Source organism: Nocardiopsis sp. NPDC006832, from assembly GCF_040635885.1.
Lineage (GTDB): Bacteria > Actinomycetota > Actinomycetes > Streptosporangiales > Streptosporangiaceae > Nocardiopsis.
This window is the reverse complement of sequence record NZ_JBEYLC010000031.1, coordinates 59,466-73,431: the sequence shown is the minus strand read 5'-3', so window position 1 is coordinate 73,431 and position 13,966 is coordinate 59,466. Positions and strand designations below refer to the sequence as shown.

Below are 13,966 nucleotides of genomic sequence, written 5' to 3'. Positions count from 1 at the left end.
CCGGGTGTGGAAGCCCTGTGAGGGGTGGAGCTGACCGGTACTAATAGGCCGAGGGCTTGTCCGCTGCAGATAATTAGGTTGCTCGCGCACATTTTTCACGAAAGCTTGGCTGTCGTGGCTCCTTTGGTGGGGTTGTGGTGGTCGTGTGGTTTCCGTGGTGGTTATTGCTGGAGGGTCACACCCGGTCTCATTCCGAACCCGGTCGTTAAGTCTCTTTGCGCTGATGGTACTGCCCTGTGGTGGGGTGGGAGAGTAGGTCGCTGCCACGGTTTTTCTTTGGGGGGTCCGCTTGTTGGCGGGCCCCCTTTTTTTGTGTGTGGGTGGGGTTGTGTGTTGGGGGGTTGTCTTTTTAGGCGGCCCCCTTTTTTTGTTGGTGGGGTGTCTCAGGCCTCATGCCTTGGGGTTGTTGGTGGTTGTGCGGGTGGGTGGTGGTCCTGTGGGTGGTCTGGCGGGTGTGGGGTGGGTGTGTGGGGCGCCTGAGATCGAGAGCCCACCGGTTCACGGGGCGGGGTGGGGGTGGGTTCTCCCTCCTTCCCCGCCGCGTGATTGTTGCCGCCCGCACCGCACGCGTCAAGGCGATGTTGAGTTGCTCGTCAGCGGGGTGGGTGGCCTTGACCCGTGCGGTGCGGGCGGCGGTTTGGCGGCTATCGGGGAAGGGGGGAGAGTGGTTGAGGTCCCAACGGCCCCGGGCCCTTCGGGCCCCGGGGGCCCGGTCCGGCCGTAGCCGGCCGGATTCCTTCCCTTCCGCCTGGTGTCCTCGTGGGCCGCGTCGCCACTACGTGACGGGTCCGGTCACGAAGGGCCCGCTACAGGTGGGACGGGTGGCGAGCCGCGTCCCCGCGGTAGCCGGCCCTGGCGCCCCTTTGGCGATGATCTTGCTCGTAGCGCCATGTTGGGCGCCCAACATGGCGCTACGGACAAGATCGTTTCTCTTCAGAGCCCCTCCACCGAAACCCTGAGGAGATACTTCCGTGAGAGGTGGCGCCGACCATAAAGGGCAAGGGGGTAGTGGGTAACCCGCAATGGCCACACTGCCCGTGGTGGGGGTGGCGCCGATAGGACAGATGGCCGCCGTAGGGCCGAGGGCGGCACTGTCCAGCCGAGACCCCCGATGGGAGTCATTCTGGCCCCTGGTGATGGCTCCGGGTAGGGGGTTCGTGGGGTTTCTGGCTCTGGGCATGCCGATATCCCCACAGGGCACGGGCCCTTGGGGTCTGACACCCAACCGGGGGTGATCTCGTCGGGGTGGTGTTCCACCTGGTGGAAACGGGTGGTGGTTAGGGGGCGGTGGCTGGGGCTGGCTCCCCCTCACCATCCCCGGACCCGCTGGTCTCGGTGTCCTGGTGGTTCTGGGCGTGGTGGTGTTCCCAGATCTGCCGGTTCATCTTGGCCTGCAACCGGTGCTTGAGCCGATTGTGGGTCGAGCACAGCACCTGCATGTTGTCGGCGCTGGTGGCCCCGCCGTGGGAGAAGGGGACGATGTGGTCGTACTGCGACCAGCTACGCGGCATGTCGCAGCCTTCGTGCCACTCGCAGTAGGGCTTCTTGAACCCGGCCGCTTGACGGACCGGATCGGGGGCGCACCGCTGCTTTCGCCCCACATCCAACAGGGTCCGACCCTGGGCGTCGGTCACGAACCGGCGCAGCCAACTGTGGGGGGCAGGCGGGCCACCATCTGATCGGGCAACACCACACCATCCTCGGTGGTGGCGGGCTCAGCCGACCCGTCGCCCAGGAAGCGCTTCAGGGGGACGGTGATGTTGAGGGTCGCCAGAGGCTGTCGGCTCAGGCTGGAGCAACCCCGGTGGCCCAGAGCGGTCTCGAAGATCCGCATCATCGCGTCATAGGTGCGCTGATGCTTCGGGACGGCGGCGTTCTCCGGCCCATACGGCTCGGTGTAAGCCTGCAGGGCGGCCTGGATGAGTTCGTGGTCGGCCCCCGGCCCCCACATCCGCAGCAAAAACCCGGACTCGAACGTGGGTGAGAATTGGGCGCCCCGGTTCTTGAACGTTTCATCGTAGTCCCGGTCGGCCTTATCCGGGTCCAGGCGGGCCATGAACCATTTCGCCGCGTCCCGCAACTGGCGCACCGAAGCCTGCGGGCACTCCTGCTTATAGGCGATGAGCCCGTATTCCAACCGGGCCCGAAACCCCTCCACCGAAGGGCGCTGGGCACGGAATTCCTCATCCGCTGTTTCGAGGACCTTCGCCCACTCGGTAGTCGCTTTTTCGGTGGAGGTCGCGATCGCGCACGCTTCACCCAAAGACAGAGTCTGCTTCCCGAACGCTTCTTCCACGAGCGGCAACTGCTGCTTGTACAACGCCCGGGCGAGGGTGGCAAGGCTCTTGGCCTCGGCCGGAGCGGTCCCCCACTGGTGGGTGACCCAGGCCTGGATGCTGCGCTGGCCACCCTCTTCCAACAGGACACCGGTGGCCTCCATACGGGCCAGGGCGGGCAGCATCCCGTAACGGATCCGGTCTGTTTCCTGGTTGAGCCGGCGAAACTGGGCGAGCGTCTCGGTTTCGCACCCGAACGGGATATCCCGGCCGGAGAATTCCACCGCCATCTCCCGCGCACCCGCCATCGCCTTATCGACCGGGGTGTTCCCGGTCGGGCGCGGTGCGTGGGGAGGAAAGCTCATACTCTGATTATATGCGAACACCCACGATAGCGACAGGCCTCCCTGCGAGTTTATTAGTCGAATTCTGGAGCTGGCATTCCTGCTATGTGAGAGTCTCTGTTTCGGGTTGCCCGCAACCTCTTTTCCTTATGGTCGGATCTGCCTATTGCGGAGACACTCCTGGCGAATTCGAGGGAAGGGGCTCTGAATGGAAACGATCTTGTCCGTGGCGCCATTATGGGCGCCCAAATGGGCGCTACGAGCAAGATCATCGCTGTGAAGACCAGGGCCGGCTACCGCGGGGACGCGCCCCGCCCTGTGCCTGGCCTGTAGCGGGTACTTCGTGACCTCACCCGTCACGTAGTGGCGACGCGCCCCACGAGGACACCAGAGGGAGGGGGAGGGATCCGGCCGGCTGCGACCGGAGTGGGCCGCAGGCCCACAGGGCCGTTGGGACCTCAACCACTCTCCCCCCTTCCCCGATAGCCGCCAAACCGCCGCCCGCACCGCACGGGTCAAGGCCACCAACCCGATCGCTACAGAACCCGACATCGCCTTGACGCGTGCGGTGCGGGCGGCAACAATCACGCGGCGGGGAAGGAGGGAGAACCCACCCCCACCCCGCCCAACAACCCCAAGGCTCCCGACCCGAGGCGCCCCACCAACCACCCGAACAACGCCCAACAACCCCAAGACTCACGGCCCCAAGCGCACCCGCCAAAAGACCCACACTCACCCCACGCCCGCCCGCCCCGCCCCGAAACCAAAGGCTTCAGACCCGCTTCACGTTCCCGGCCAGGGGACGCAGACGCACTACGGTCTCGACACCGTCCTCGTGCAGGATGTGACGCATCCCGGACACATCGGGGAAGAAACCTTCTGGGGCCCGGGCCGACAACTGGGCAGCGGCCGTGCTGAATTTGGCCCCTGAACTCCACCGGCTATGTGGATCGACAACTCCTCCAGTGCCTCGAAGGCTTGTACTTCGGCACCCTCATCCAAGGCTACGAGCACCCTGGCAACAACACCGGACCCGACTCTGACCGGCACCTTGACCAACCACTGCGGTACTTCCTCCGTGAGAGCCTGCCGCCCTTGCTCGTCGGGCTCCCCTGCCCCAGAGAACCAGGGTGTACCCGCCACCACACCACCATGTTCCTCGACCAACGAACTCAGTTCCCGGACCACGGTGGTGATGGCCGCGATGGCCTCGTCCTCGTATTCACGCTGTCGCCGTGGTTCCTCGGCGTGGTCTCGGAGCACCCGGCCAGAGGCGAAGTCGCGGATCGTGTCCAGGACCTTGTCCAGGGAGTCCGGCGAGTGGGCGTAGTCGACGATCACCGAGATGCCCCGCGGGGCCGCGAAGTACTCGAAGCGACCCGGGATCCGGGGCATTCGCTCCAGCGCCGCCACCAGTCCGGAGAGCTCGTGTCCCTGGATGTGGCAGGTGGCCAGTGCGGCGAGCGCGTTGGACACCGAGAAACGCCCCGGAGTCGGGATCGCCGCCGGGTACTTGCGGCCCTCGTACCGGAGGAGGAAGCGGACGCCCGAGGCGTCGACCACCAGGTCGGTCGCCTGGTAGTCCGCCGGTCCCTCGACGGAGTAGGACACCGTGGCCCCCGGCATCATCGCCGGGATGGCGGCGCCCACGGGTCGCCCACGTTGATCACGGCCTGCCGGCACAAGCCATGGAACAACCGTGGTTTGGCGTCCCGGTAGTTCTCCATGGTGCCGTGGTCGTCCAGGTGGTCCTGGGTCAGGTCGGTGAAGATCCCGACGTCGATGTGGGAGCCGTCCACTCGGTGCTGGAGCAGGCCCGTGGACGTCGCTTCCAGCACGACGCTCCGGGTGCCCCGGGCCCGCATGCGGGCCAGCAGGTACTGAAGGTCCGGGGCCTCTGGTGTGCTGAGCAGGGTCCGGGGCATCGGAATGGGATCACCGCCGGTCCGGGCCCCAGAGGTACCGATGACCCCGACCCGGGCACCGGCGGCGATCCGCAGCAGGGACTCGTACATGGACGCCACCGAGGTCTTGCCATTGGTGCCGGTGACCGCGACGACGTCCATGTCCCGACCGGGTTCGCCGTGGTGGCGCGCGGACACGAGGTCCGTGGCGATCCCCTCCGGACCACCTTCGGGGTGCTCTGGGAGCGCGAGGTAGAGGGAACCCGGCGCCACTCGATCGATGTCGACGCTGGGCGCCGCGGTGATGGGGATGTCGGGGTCCCCGTGGATGACCTGGTGGGCATGGCCGTTGAGCAATGCGCTCAGTTGCAGGGGGTGGTCCCTTCGGAGGCGGCGCGACCGCGGATGCGATCGACAGCCGGCATGTCCGAAACATACGCCATTGCCCTCATCGCCCCACATATCGGCACCGACCCCTTACGGAACGTGGACGAGGGGCCGGTGTCGCCCTCATGATTCGGACAGCGGACTAGTCTCCGGCGGTGCGCCAGAAGACCGGGATGACGATGGCGGCGACCACCAGGTGGGACAGCTCCAGGACGATGGCGGTGGCGGTCGAGGCGCCCACGGCCAGGGGCGGCAGGAACATCAGCACGGTGATGAGCACCGCGACGATGGTCCACGCCAGGCGACCACGGTCGGCACCCAGGACACGTTGGACGAGCAGCAGCGCGACCCAGCCCAGGACGGCGAAACCGGCGCTGAAGATCGCGAAGGCCGGCCAGTCGATCGGGGCGGGTTCCTGGCCGGGTGGCGTGACCACCATGTCCGCTCCGATCAGGGGCCCGGCCAGGGCCACGAGGGCGTTGACGACGGCCACGGCCACCACGGTGATGAGGCGGGGACGCCAGGTGGATCGGGCGGTGCGGGTCTTGGTGACGGTCATGGGACTTCCTCGCTTCGGGTCGGTTCCTTCATGACCGTACGGACCTAGAAAGAGACTTCCTATGCGTGATCGGCTCCGATATATACGCGAGCGTCCATGTTGGCCATCATTCTGGATACGCTGGCGGCATGGATGTACTCAGCGACGTCATCTCGACCATGCGTACCGGTCGGCCACGGTCGGCGCGGATCGAGTGGTACGCGCCCTGGGGCATGCGGTTCCCGGAAGTACCCGGCGGCAAGTTCCTCGTGGTGTTGCAGGGGGCCTGCTGGGCGCTGATGGAGGGCCGCGAACCACTTCAGCTGGGCGCCGGCGACGTCCTCTTCCTGCCCCGGGGCGCCGAGCACGCGTTGGTGAGCGATCCCCAGGCGCCCGTCGAGGGGTTGGACCGCGCGAAGTCCCTACGGGAGCAGGACGGGGTGGCCGAGGCCGTGGCGGGCGAGACGGTGCCGACGCTGGTGTGTTCGGAGGGGTTCGCCCGCCCCAAGGACCTGGTTCCCGGAACGGGGCCGTTCGGCGTCACTTCGGTGGGCGAGGCGCGGGGCGAACCCACCTGTGTGACGGTCGGTGGTTCCTACTTCGCCGGGGTGACGCGTCCCCACCCGCTCCTGGCCGAGTTGCCGCCGGTGGTGCACCTGCCGGCTCGGGTGGGGGAACGTTCCGAGCTACCGCTGGCGGTGGGCCTGCTCGGCAGAGAACTGGGGTCGGGGCGTCCGGGCGGAGACACGGTGATCCCGCACCTGTTGGACATGCTGGTGGTCTATATCCTGCGGACCCACCTGGATCAGGAAGGCGCGTCGGGTACGAGGGCCGGGTGCGGTTTCGCGGGCGCCATGCGCGACCCCGGGGTGCACGAGGCGATCCAGGCGGTGCACCGCGACCCGTCGCGCCCCTGGACCGTGGCGGAACTGGGTGAGCGCGCCGGGTTGTCGCGGGCCGCGTTCTCCCGACGCTTCACCACCCTGGTGGGGCAGTCGCCGCTGGCCTACGTGACCTGGTGGCGGTTGACCACCGCGGCCCGGCTGTTGAACGAGGAGGATGCACCGGTCGGCTCGATCGCGACGAGGGTCGGGTACTCCTCGCAGTTCGCGTTCGCCAACGCGTTCAAGCGGGAGTTCGGTGTGTCCCCGGGCCGCTATCGGGAGGGGACGCGGTCCGAGCGGTTCGATGGCTCAGGGTGAGCGTGGTGAACAGGGCCGCGCACGGCAGAGCGACCAGGACCGGGACGAACACCCAGGCCGGGTAACCGATGGTGGGTTCCTGCGCGCCCGTGAACAGGAATCCACCGGTCCGGGAGGGGGAGATCAGAGCACGCTCGGGCAGGTGGTGTCCTCACCAGGGAGCCCACCGCCGAGCAGGTAGATCTCCACCGCGTTGTCCACACAGGCGCGGCCGGCCCCGTAGGCGGTGTGGCCGCCGCCCTCGTAGGTGAGCAGGGTGGCGGAGCCGAGCTGCTCGGTCAGTTCCCGGGCCCACCGATAGGGGGTGGCCGGATCCCCCAGGGTGCCCACGACCAGGATCGGCGGGGCCATCGGTGCGCTGATCCCGGTGGGCGTCGCCTCGGTGTCGGGCCAGGTGGCGCAGGGCAGCATCCGCCACACCTCGGTTCCCCCGAAGAGCGGTGAGGCGGCCTCGGCCTCGCGGGCGCCTTGGAGGTAGTCGCCGATGTCGGTGGGCCGGGGGTGGTCGGCGCAACGCACGGCGATGTGCGCGGCCTCGTCCGCGCCGGGTGGCGCGTCGGCGTCGTCGCCGCGCAGGCTCGACAGATAGTCGGTGACGAACCCGTCGCGTTCGTCGTCGGCCAGTCCGGCGAGCAGCAGGGCGGCGCCCGGCCATAGCTGTTCGGTGTGCAGCGAACCGCGCAGCAGGTCCAGCAGGGCGTACCGGTCCAGGTCACGCCCGTCGACGCGCAACGGCTCCGTGTCGAGGCCGTCCAGGAGGGTCGCCAACTCCTCGGAGGCGCTGTCCATTCCGGTGAACGGGCATTCCGGGGCGCTGTCCAGGCAGTAGGCGACGAACGCCTCCCAGGAGGTCTGGAGTCCGGCGGTCTGTTCGACGGTGTCGGTGATCAGGTCGTCGTCGATCGAGACCGCCCCGTCCAGGACCAGCGCGCCGGAGCGTTCGGGATACATCTCGGCGTACAGGGCCCCGATGGAGGTGCCGTAGGAGTAGCCGACGTAGTCCAGCCGTTCGTCACCCAGGGCGTCGCGCACCAGGTCGAGGTCGCGGGCGACGTTCACGGTGCCCATGTTGAAGAGGAAGTCCTCGCCCACGGCGTCCACGCAACCGGTGGTGAAGGCGTGCGCGACCCTCTCCAACTTCTCCAGGGCGCGTTCGGGCAGGTCGTGGGGGTCGATGCCTCGGATCCGGGCCAGGAGAGCGTCCAGGTCGGCGTGGCCTCGGCAGGTGAACCCGCCGCTGTCGCCCACGCCTCGGGGGTCGAAGGAGACCAGGTCGAAGTTCTCCCGTACACCGCGACCCAGTGGTAGGGCGCCGGCGAGGAAGGTGTCGGTCCCGGAGATCCCCGGGCCGCCGAAGTCGAACACGAGCGAACCTCGGCTCGCGCCTTGGGCGGGTTGGCGGATCAGCGCCAGTTCGAGGACTTCACCCTCGGGGTCACCGTGGTCGACGGGGACGGTGACGCTGCCGCACTCCAGGCGGGCCTGCCAGTCCGGGTCACCCTCGGTCGGCCCGATCTCGGCGAGTTCGTCCTGGTCGAGGCAGGGTTCCCAGTCGATGTGTTGTCCGTGGAAGGGGTGGGGCCCGTCCTTGACGTCGGCGAGCGGTGTTCCGGGGGTGATCGCCAGCATCGTGGCCAGCACTCCGGCACCCCAAAGTCGCCGTCTCGCCCACACCCGCACACCGGACCTCACTCCGAGTAGCCGAACCCTCGACTTCCCATACTCGGAGTGAAACAATAGACACGCACGGTGAACATGCCGTGACCGGGGTCAACAGTGCGTCCCGAGGTGTTTTACCCGCCCGGGCAGGACAGCCCGTCCTCGGGCACCTGCCCGGCCAAGAGGTAGGCGTCGACGGCGCCGTCCACGCACGGGTCACCGTAGCCGTAGACGGTGTGTCCGGCGCCCTCGTAGGTGAGCAGGACCGCGGTGTCGAGTTGCGCGGTGAGTTCCTCGGCCCACGCGTAGGGGGTAGCGGGGTCGCCGAGGGTGCCGACCACGAGGAGCGGCGGGGCGTCGGGGGCGGTGAACCCGGTGGGGGTCTCCTCGGTGTCCACCCAGTAGGCGCAGGGCAGTTGTTCCCAGACCAGGTCGGGGCCGAAGAGCGGGGCGTGCTCGGCGACCTCTTGGGCGGCCCTCCGATAGACGTCGGGGTCGGTGGGGTCGTCGCGGTCGGCGCAGTTGATCGCGGTCAGCGCGGCCTCATCGTCCGCCTCTGCCGCCCCGGCCCCCTCGTCGTCCCCTTCCTCGTCCTCGTAGAGACCGAAGGTGCCGTCGTAGAGGGCGTCGAGTCGCTCGCCCGCCCCGTGTGGATCGACGTCCACGGCGGCCAGGGTCCTCGCCAGTTCCGACCAGGCGTCCTCGTAGTACAACTCCTGGGAGACCATCGCCAGCAGGGTGGGGCCGTCCACGGTCATGCCGTGGGTGCTGGGCGGGTCGGCGTCGAGCCGGTCGGCCAGGTCGACCATCTCGGCCTCGGACTCGGCCACCCCGGTGAAGGGGCATTCGCCCCCGGCCACGCAGTCGGCCACGAACAACTCCCAGGTGTCACGGAAGCCCTCGGCCTGGTCGAGGGCGATCTCCACGTTGGGCCGTTCGGTCTCCACCGCACCGTCCAGGACCATGGCCCGGGTCGAGTCGGGGTAGAGGTCCGCGTACAGGGCACCGATGTGTGTGCCGTAGGAGAATCCGACGTAGGACAGGTGTTCGTCGCCCAGCGCCCGACGGATCAGGTCGAGGTCGTGCACCACGTCGAGGGTGCCGATGTGGGCGAGGAGGTCCTCCCCCACCTCCTCGGCGCAGGTGTCGGCGTAGGCGCGGGCGGCGTCCTCCAGGTCGGTGAGTTCGGCGTCGGTCACCCGGGTGGGCTCCTGGATCGCGCGGCGGGCGTCATCGATCGCGAACCAGTCGCCGCAGGCGAAGCCGCCGCTGTCACCGACCCCTCGCGGATCAAAGGAGACCAGGTCGAACGCGGTACGGACGTCGTCGTCGAACATCGGGTAGTCGAGCATGTCCACCCCGGACTCGCCGGGCCCACCGGGGTTGACCACCAGGGACCCGATCCTCTCCTCGGGCGGGCCCTCGGCCGGGCGACGCGCCAACGCCAATTCCAACGTGTCCCCGTCGGGGTCGGCATGGTCGAGCGGGACGTCGAGGGTCCCGCACTCCAGCCCTTCCTCCCGCTCCAGCTCCTCCGGACACGCCTGCCAGTCGACGCTCACCGTCGCCGCGTCCTGCGGCTCCGCCGGGGCACACCCGGCCGCCAGCAACATCGCGATGCCCCCGAGGGCCACACCACCCGTAATACGCACGTTCACCCTCTTTTCCCGGATGCCATCATGGCGCACCGGTCAAAGTAGGCCGACGTCGGTCTCCAACAACGCCGGCGGCGCCGACGGGTCGACCTCCACCACCAACGGTCGAGTAGGGTCGCCGAACCGGATCCCCTGGTCACCGACACCTTCGGAGGTGCTCTCGGCGATCCAGTCCACCAGCTCACCGGCCCGGGTCACGTCACGGCCGGGGCGGGTCAGCGCCAGCAGGGTCCCGGCCACGTCGCAGCGCACGCTCAGGTGCGTGGTCGCGGCGAACACGCTCTGCGCCCACCCGCCGGGGCTCACCTCGCGACGCGGCCCATCCGGGGTTCTGCGCCGGCGCCAGGCGGGGGCGGCCAGACCCACCGCCCGATCGTCGAAGGCCAACACCAGGGAGGGCCGCTCCCGCGCGGTGAGGAAGGCCGATCCGTCGGCCAGGGAGGGATCCCACCAGACCCGGCAGGGACCCGAGGCCGCTTTGGAGAGACCGCGCGCGACCAGGTCCAGCAGTTCCACCTCGACCTCGTCGAGCGCCGGTCCCTCGACCACCTCGGTCAGCTCCGACGCCAGGGGTTCGTAACCGCTGAGCACCAACGACCAGTCCGGCCCGGCACGGCCGCGCAGTCCGTGCCGGCCATGGCGCAGGCACACCACGGACCGGTCGCGGGCCAGTTGGTAGGTGGCGCAGGCTCCGCCGTTGAGGGCGGCCTTGGTCAGCCCCAGGCTCATCGCCTTGGTCCCGGTGGTGAAGTCCACGACCACGGGGCGCTCCCCGTCGCGTTCACGGGCGATCCACTCCCCCACCGTCGCCGCGACCGCCTCGGGGTCGAAGCCGTTCACCGGATCGGCGGCCAGGCGCACCCGGTCGCGGTATCCCTCGGCGCGCAGGGTGTCGGCGCCGGGGGCGGGCAGACCGGGGTTCTCGACCGCGTACAGGGTGCGGGCGGCGGCCTCGCGCACGTTGGCGCGCAGGCTCTGTTTGGAGGGCAGCACCAGTGCGCGGGAGGGCCGGTGGGCGTGCAGCGCGGTCAGGGCGCCCAGGCGGCTGCCGCCCAGCGGGGTGACCAGGAGTGGGCCCTGTTCCGGACCCGGGTGGTCGGATGGCCCGGGGGCCGGGGCCAGGGGTAGGGGTGTGGCCGGCACCGTTCCGCGTCCACTGTCCAGGGCCGGCAGGAAGGCCTTGCACAGGGCGTCGAAGGAGGTCACCCGTTCGAGGAGGGCGTCGGCGTGCCACACGTGCACGTTTCGGGCGGACAGTGCCGGGTTGTAGGCGGTGATGCGTTCACGCAGGTCGTCCACGACCGGGCCGGTGTAGACGAACAGGACCTGGGTGGCCCCACCGAACACCCGACGCGACTTGGCGACCGTCCAGCCGGCCCGGGCGATCACGTCCTCGGCGCGGCTCTTGACCTCCACGCACAGGACCCGGTGGCGGTGACGCAGCAGCGCGTCGAAGTCGGCGATGGAGCCACCGGACCGGTAGGGGTCGACCACCCGACGGGCGCCCATGACCTCGGTGTCGGGCCTGCCACCGGTGAGTCGGCGCAGGTGGGCCAGGACACGTCCCTCCGCCATGACGCCGTTGAGTTCGCCGTCGGGCAGCCGTGGATAGGCCTCACGCAGCGCGCCCTCTCCGCCGGCGAGGTAGCGGCGCACCGGCGCGGGGTCGCGGCGTTCCTCCCAACGGGCTCCGTGGATCGCGGCCAGGGTCGCCAGGTCCACCCCGAGCCGTCCGGGCGGGTCGCTGTGGGGGTCAAGGTAGTGGCGCAGCAGGTGCGCCCGAGAGGGGAGGGAGCGTTCGTGGTGCAGCGCCGCCGCCACGCTCATGACCTTGGTTCCGCCGGTGTAGTCCAGGTGCCAGGGGCGTCCGGCGAGCGCCTCGCGCACCCGCTCCAGGAGGGTGGTGACCGCTTCGGGATCATGCGGGTCCGGGCCGACGCTGAGGACGCGTACGACGCGTTTCTCGCGCAGTCGCTCCACCGCCTCTGCGACCCGTCGCGCCACGGACACCGTGCCGTCGCTGCAGACCAGGAACAGGTGGTCGACGGGGAGGGTCAGCGAGGCCAACAGGGCGGGGGTGGGGTTCTGTCCCACGAGGACGACGGCTGCGGAGGGTTCGTCCACGTTGTCCTTTCTCATTCCTCAGGCGACCGTTTCCACCACTTCCCCGCCCCTCGCGGATTCGGACATGATGACGAAGGAACGGCAGGCGGTCACCACCCCCTTGCTGTCCCGCACCAGGTCGGAGGGGACCAGGAGGTCGCAGCGCTCGGGATGGGCGGAGCCGACCACGGAAGAGACGATGTACCAGACCCCTTCCTCGGGGTCGGGGAGGTTGGCGGCACGGGTGCGTTCCTCGGAAAGGAGGGGGATCCCGTCGATCTCACGTAGTGGTACCCGGTCGGTCTCGACCCTAGCGGGGCGCGGCGCACTCTTCCAGGTGCGGATCACCCGCGCCTGCGCATCGATCACTCGTACCTCGTGCGGCGTCAGGTTGATCACCCTCATACGTCGGACCTCCCGTTTCCTCTCGCCGACGTGCCTGTTCCAAGGTCTTCACCGCAGTCTCTCGGACACATGCGGGCGGGCGCTCCGCCACTCCCGCCTGTTCTTTCTGAGACGGGTGTTTTCTCCTGACCGATTTCATAAAAAGAACATGATTCGTCTCTTTAGAGAAGATGGTCGACAATTGACTTTCCTCACGTAGAAGCCCTATTTTGTTGTATGACCTCCCGTTGACGCAGGAGTGTCATCGGCTCGCTCTCGACTCACACGCGTTTCCCCGGAAGGGCTGGGGGAGCGTCCCGGCCCCGGACCGATCCGGGGAGAAGAGTTCGTGAGCAAGCACCACTGCTCCGCCTGGGAGTTGTACGGGTCGACCACCTTCCTTCGCGTGTTCACCCGCGCGCTGGGGTGCGGCCCCTGCTCCACAGACGGAACCGCTCAGGGCTGCGCCGGCCACACCGAGCAGTTCTGGGACTACATCGACCTGTGCGTCGAGCACTGCCCGTGCCCCGAGCACGGCGGCGACCCGCACGGGGTGATCGCCATGCGCATGACCCGTGCCCTGCCCACGGTCACGGGGGTGGACCGCGGCGCCGCGCACCGGCTGCGCGACGCCTTGGACGACGTGCGCCGCGACCGTTCCTACAAGAACCTGCGCCGGGTGTACCCGAGCCCCGCGCCCAACGGCAAGGATCGCAGCGCCTTCTCCGAACGCCCTCGGCGCTGGGCCCAGCGCCGCGACGTGTCCCGGGTCGCCACCGACGTGGTCGAGCAGGAGGCCCTGGCCATGCTGGTGCTCACCGCCGGGTGGGGCAACCCGGCCGCCGACCTGCCCGAGGAGATCTCCCCCGGCGAATCCGTCTCCTTCACCGAGGACGGCAGCGCCGTACCCGTGGCCGACCTGCACGGGCGCCGGCTGGGCACCGTGTGCGAACCGCCCATGGTCTCCACCGCCACCGGCGACTACCTGCTGCGCAAGATGACCGAGCTCGCCTCGGGCCGGGACGCCGACCCCGCGCGCACCCCCGACCAGCGCCGCCGTCTCCTCCTGCGCGGGCTCCTGCCCGAGATCACCGGGGAGGACCTGGCCCGTCGACTCACCGACGTCCTGTCCCGGATGGCCGCGCTCATGCCCACCCACTTCACCCTGGTTCAGCAGGCCCGGGGACGCACGCGCAGCGCCCCCTACAACCCGGTCCCGGAACCGGCGCCGGACGACGAGGAGGTACCGAGACGGGAGGTCCTGACCGACCACGAACGCCGCTGGCTGCTCTGGTTGGGCCGGGAACTGGCCGCCGAGGCCCACGGCCATCGGGCGGCCTTCGGAGCCGACCCACAGGGCACACTCGAAGCCCTGCTCGGCCGACTGTTGAAGACCGGCCCCGCGGTCCCCGAGCGCTGGAGCCGGGCCCACGACGACCCCGACCTGCGAGCCGACCTGTTGGACGCCCTGACCGAGGCCATCGTCTTCGGCGACCGATCAGGCTGAGCGAAGC

Annotated in this window: 11 protein-coding genes and 1 rRNA gene; 3 read left to right on the top strand and 9 right to left on the bottom strand. The window is 69.1% G+C overall.

Annotated features, from left to right (window positions below):
- Positions 1-153: 153 nt before the first annotated feature.
- Positions 154-269 (top strand): 5S ribosomal RNA (gene rrf / locus ABZ717_RS16295).
- Between the two features lie 1,008 nt (positions 270-1,277).
- Here the strand turns inward: rrf and ABZ717_RS16290 are convergent.
- The 5 genes from ABZ717_RS16290 to ABZ717_RS16270 form a co-directional block, all read right to left on the bottom strand.
- Positions 1,278-1,634, bottom strand: a complete 357-nt coding sequence (locus tag ABZ717_RS16290; RefSeq protein WP_358510651.1) for an HNH endonuclease signature motif containing protein — start codon at positions 1,632-1,634, stop codon at positions 1,278-1,280.
- Entirely contained in the window at positions 1,631-2,641 is a 1,011-nt protein-coding gene (locus ABZ717_RS16285) for a DUF222 domain-containing protein (RefSeq protein WP_358510648.1), read from the bottom strand. Before ABZ717_RS16285 ends, ABZ717_RS16290 begins: the two co-directional genes overlap by 4 nt.
- A 792-nt stretch (positions 2,642-3,433) precedes the next feature.
- On the bottom strand, positions 3,434-4,270 hold the full coding sequence (locus ABZ717_RS16280; RefSeq protein ID WP_358510645.1) for a cyanophycin synthetase: 837 nt from the start codon (positions 4,268-4,270) through the stop codon (positions 3,434-3,436).
- Complete coding sequence (locus ABZ717_RS16275) at positions 4,246-4,881, bottom strand: Mur ligase family protein (protein ID WP_358510643.1); 636 nt, start codon at positions 4,879-4,881, stop codon at positions 4,246-4,248. Before ABZ717_RS16275 ends, ABZ717_RS16280 begins: the two co-directional genes overlap by 25 nt.
- Positions 4,882-5,053: 172 nt before the next feature.
- Positions 5,054-5,470, bottom strand: a complete 417-nt coding sequence (locus tag ABZ717_RS16270; RefSeq protein WP_358510640.1) for a DUF6069 family protein — start codon at positions 5,468-5,470, stop codon at positions 5,054-5,056.
- Between the two features lie 128 nt (positions 5,471-5,598).
- Here ABZ717_RS16270 and ABZ717_RS16265 point away from each other — a divergent pair, with 128 nt between their 5' ends.
- Entirely contained in the window at positions 5,599-6,651 is a 1,053-nt protein-coding gene (locus ABZ717_RS16265) for an AraC family transcriptional regulator (RefSeq protein WP_358510637.1), read from the top strand.
- 123 nt (positions 6,652-6,774) lie between these two features.
- Here ABZ717_RS16265 and ABZ717_RS16260 read toward each other — a convergent pair whose 3' ends face one another.
- From ABZ717_RS16260 to ABZ717_RS16245, 4 genes are all read right to left on the bottom strand, one after another.
- A complete protein-coding gene (locus tag ABZ717_RS16260; RefSeq protein WP_358510634.1) occupies positions 6,775-8,292 on the bottom strand; it encodes an alpha/beta hydrolase in 1,518 nt (505 codons plus the stop codon).
- A 152-nt stretch (positions 8,293-8,444) separates the two neighbouring features.
- Positions 8,445-9,962, bottom strand: a complete 1,518-nt coding sequence (locus ABZ717_RS16255; protein ID WP_358510631.1) for an alpha/beta hydrolase — start codon at positions 9,960-9,962, stop codon at positions 8,445-8,447.
- Positions 9,963-10,001: 39 nt separating this feature from the next.
- A complete protein-coding gene (locus ABZ717_RS16250; protein WP_358510628.1) occupies positions 10,002-12,089 on the bottom strand; it encodes a CRISPR-associated protein in 2,088 nt (695 codons plus the stop codon).
- Between the two features lie 18 nt (positions 12,090-12,107).
- Positions 12,108-12,473 carry a hypothetical protein gene (locus tag ABZ717_RS16245; RefSeq protein WP_358510625.1) on the bottom strand — a complete coding sequence of 122 codons (366 nt, stop codon included), beginning with the start codon at positions 12,471-12,473 and terminating at the stop codon, positions 12,108-12,110.
- A 328-nt stretch (positions 12,474-12,801) separates the two neighbouring features.
- Between ABZ717_RS16245 and ABZ717_RS16240 the strand changes: the two genes are divergently transcribed.
- Positions 12,802-13,959 (top strand): hypothetical protein, encoded by a 1,158-nt coding sequence (locus ABZ717_RS16240; RefSeq protein WP_358510622.1) that lies wholly within the window; start codon positions 12,802-12,804, stop codon positions 13,957-13,959.
- The last annotated feature ends 7 nt before the right edge of the window (positions 13,960-13,966 follow it).

Excerpts from the sequence above, each read along its gene's own strand:
- ABZ717_RS16265 (WP_358510637.1), top strand. The coding sequence starts at position 5,599 with ATGGATGTACTCAGCGACGTCATCTCGACCATGCGTACCGGTCGGCCA.
- ABZ717_RS16245 (WP_358510625.1), bottom strand. The coding sequence starts at position 12,473 with ATGAGGGTGATCAACCTGACGCCGCACGAGGTACGAGTGATCGATGCG.
- ABZ717_RS16285 (WP_358510648.1), bottom strand. The coding sequence starts at position 2,641 with ATGAGCTTTCCTCCCCACGCACCGCGCCCGACCGGGAACACCCCGGTC.
- ABZ717_RS16270 (WP_358510640.1), bottom strand. The coding sequence starts at position 5,470 with ATGACCGTCACCAAGACCCGCACCGCCCGATCCACCTGGCGTCCCCGC.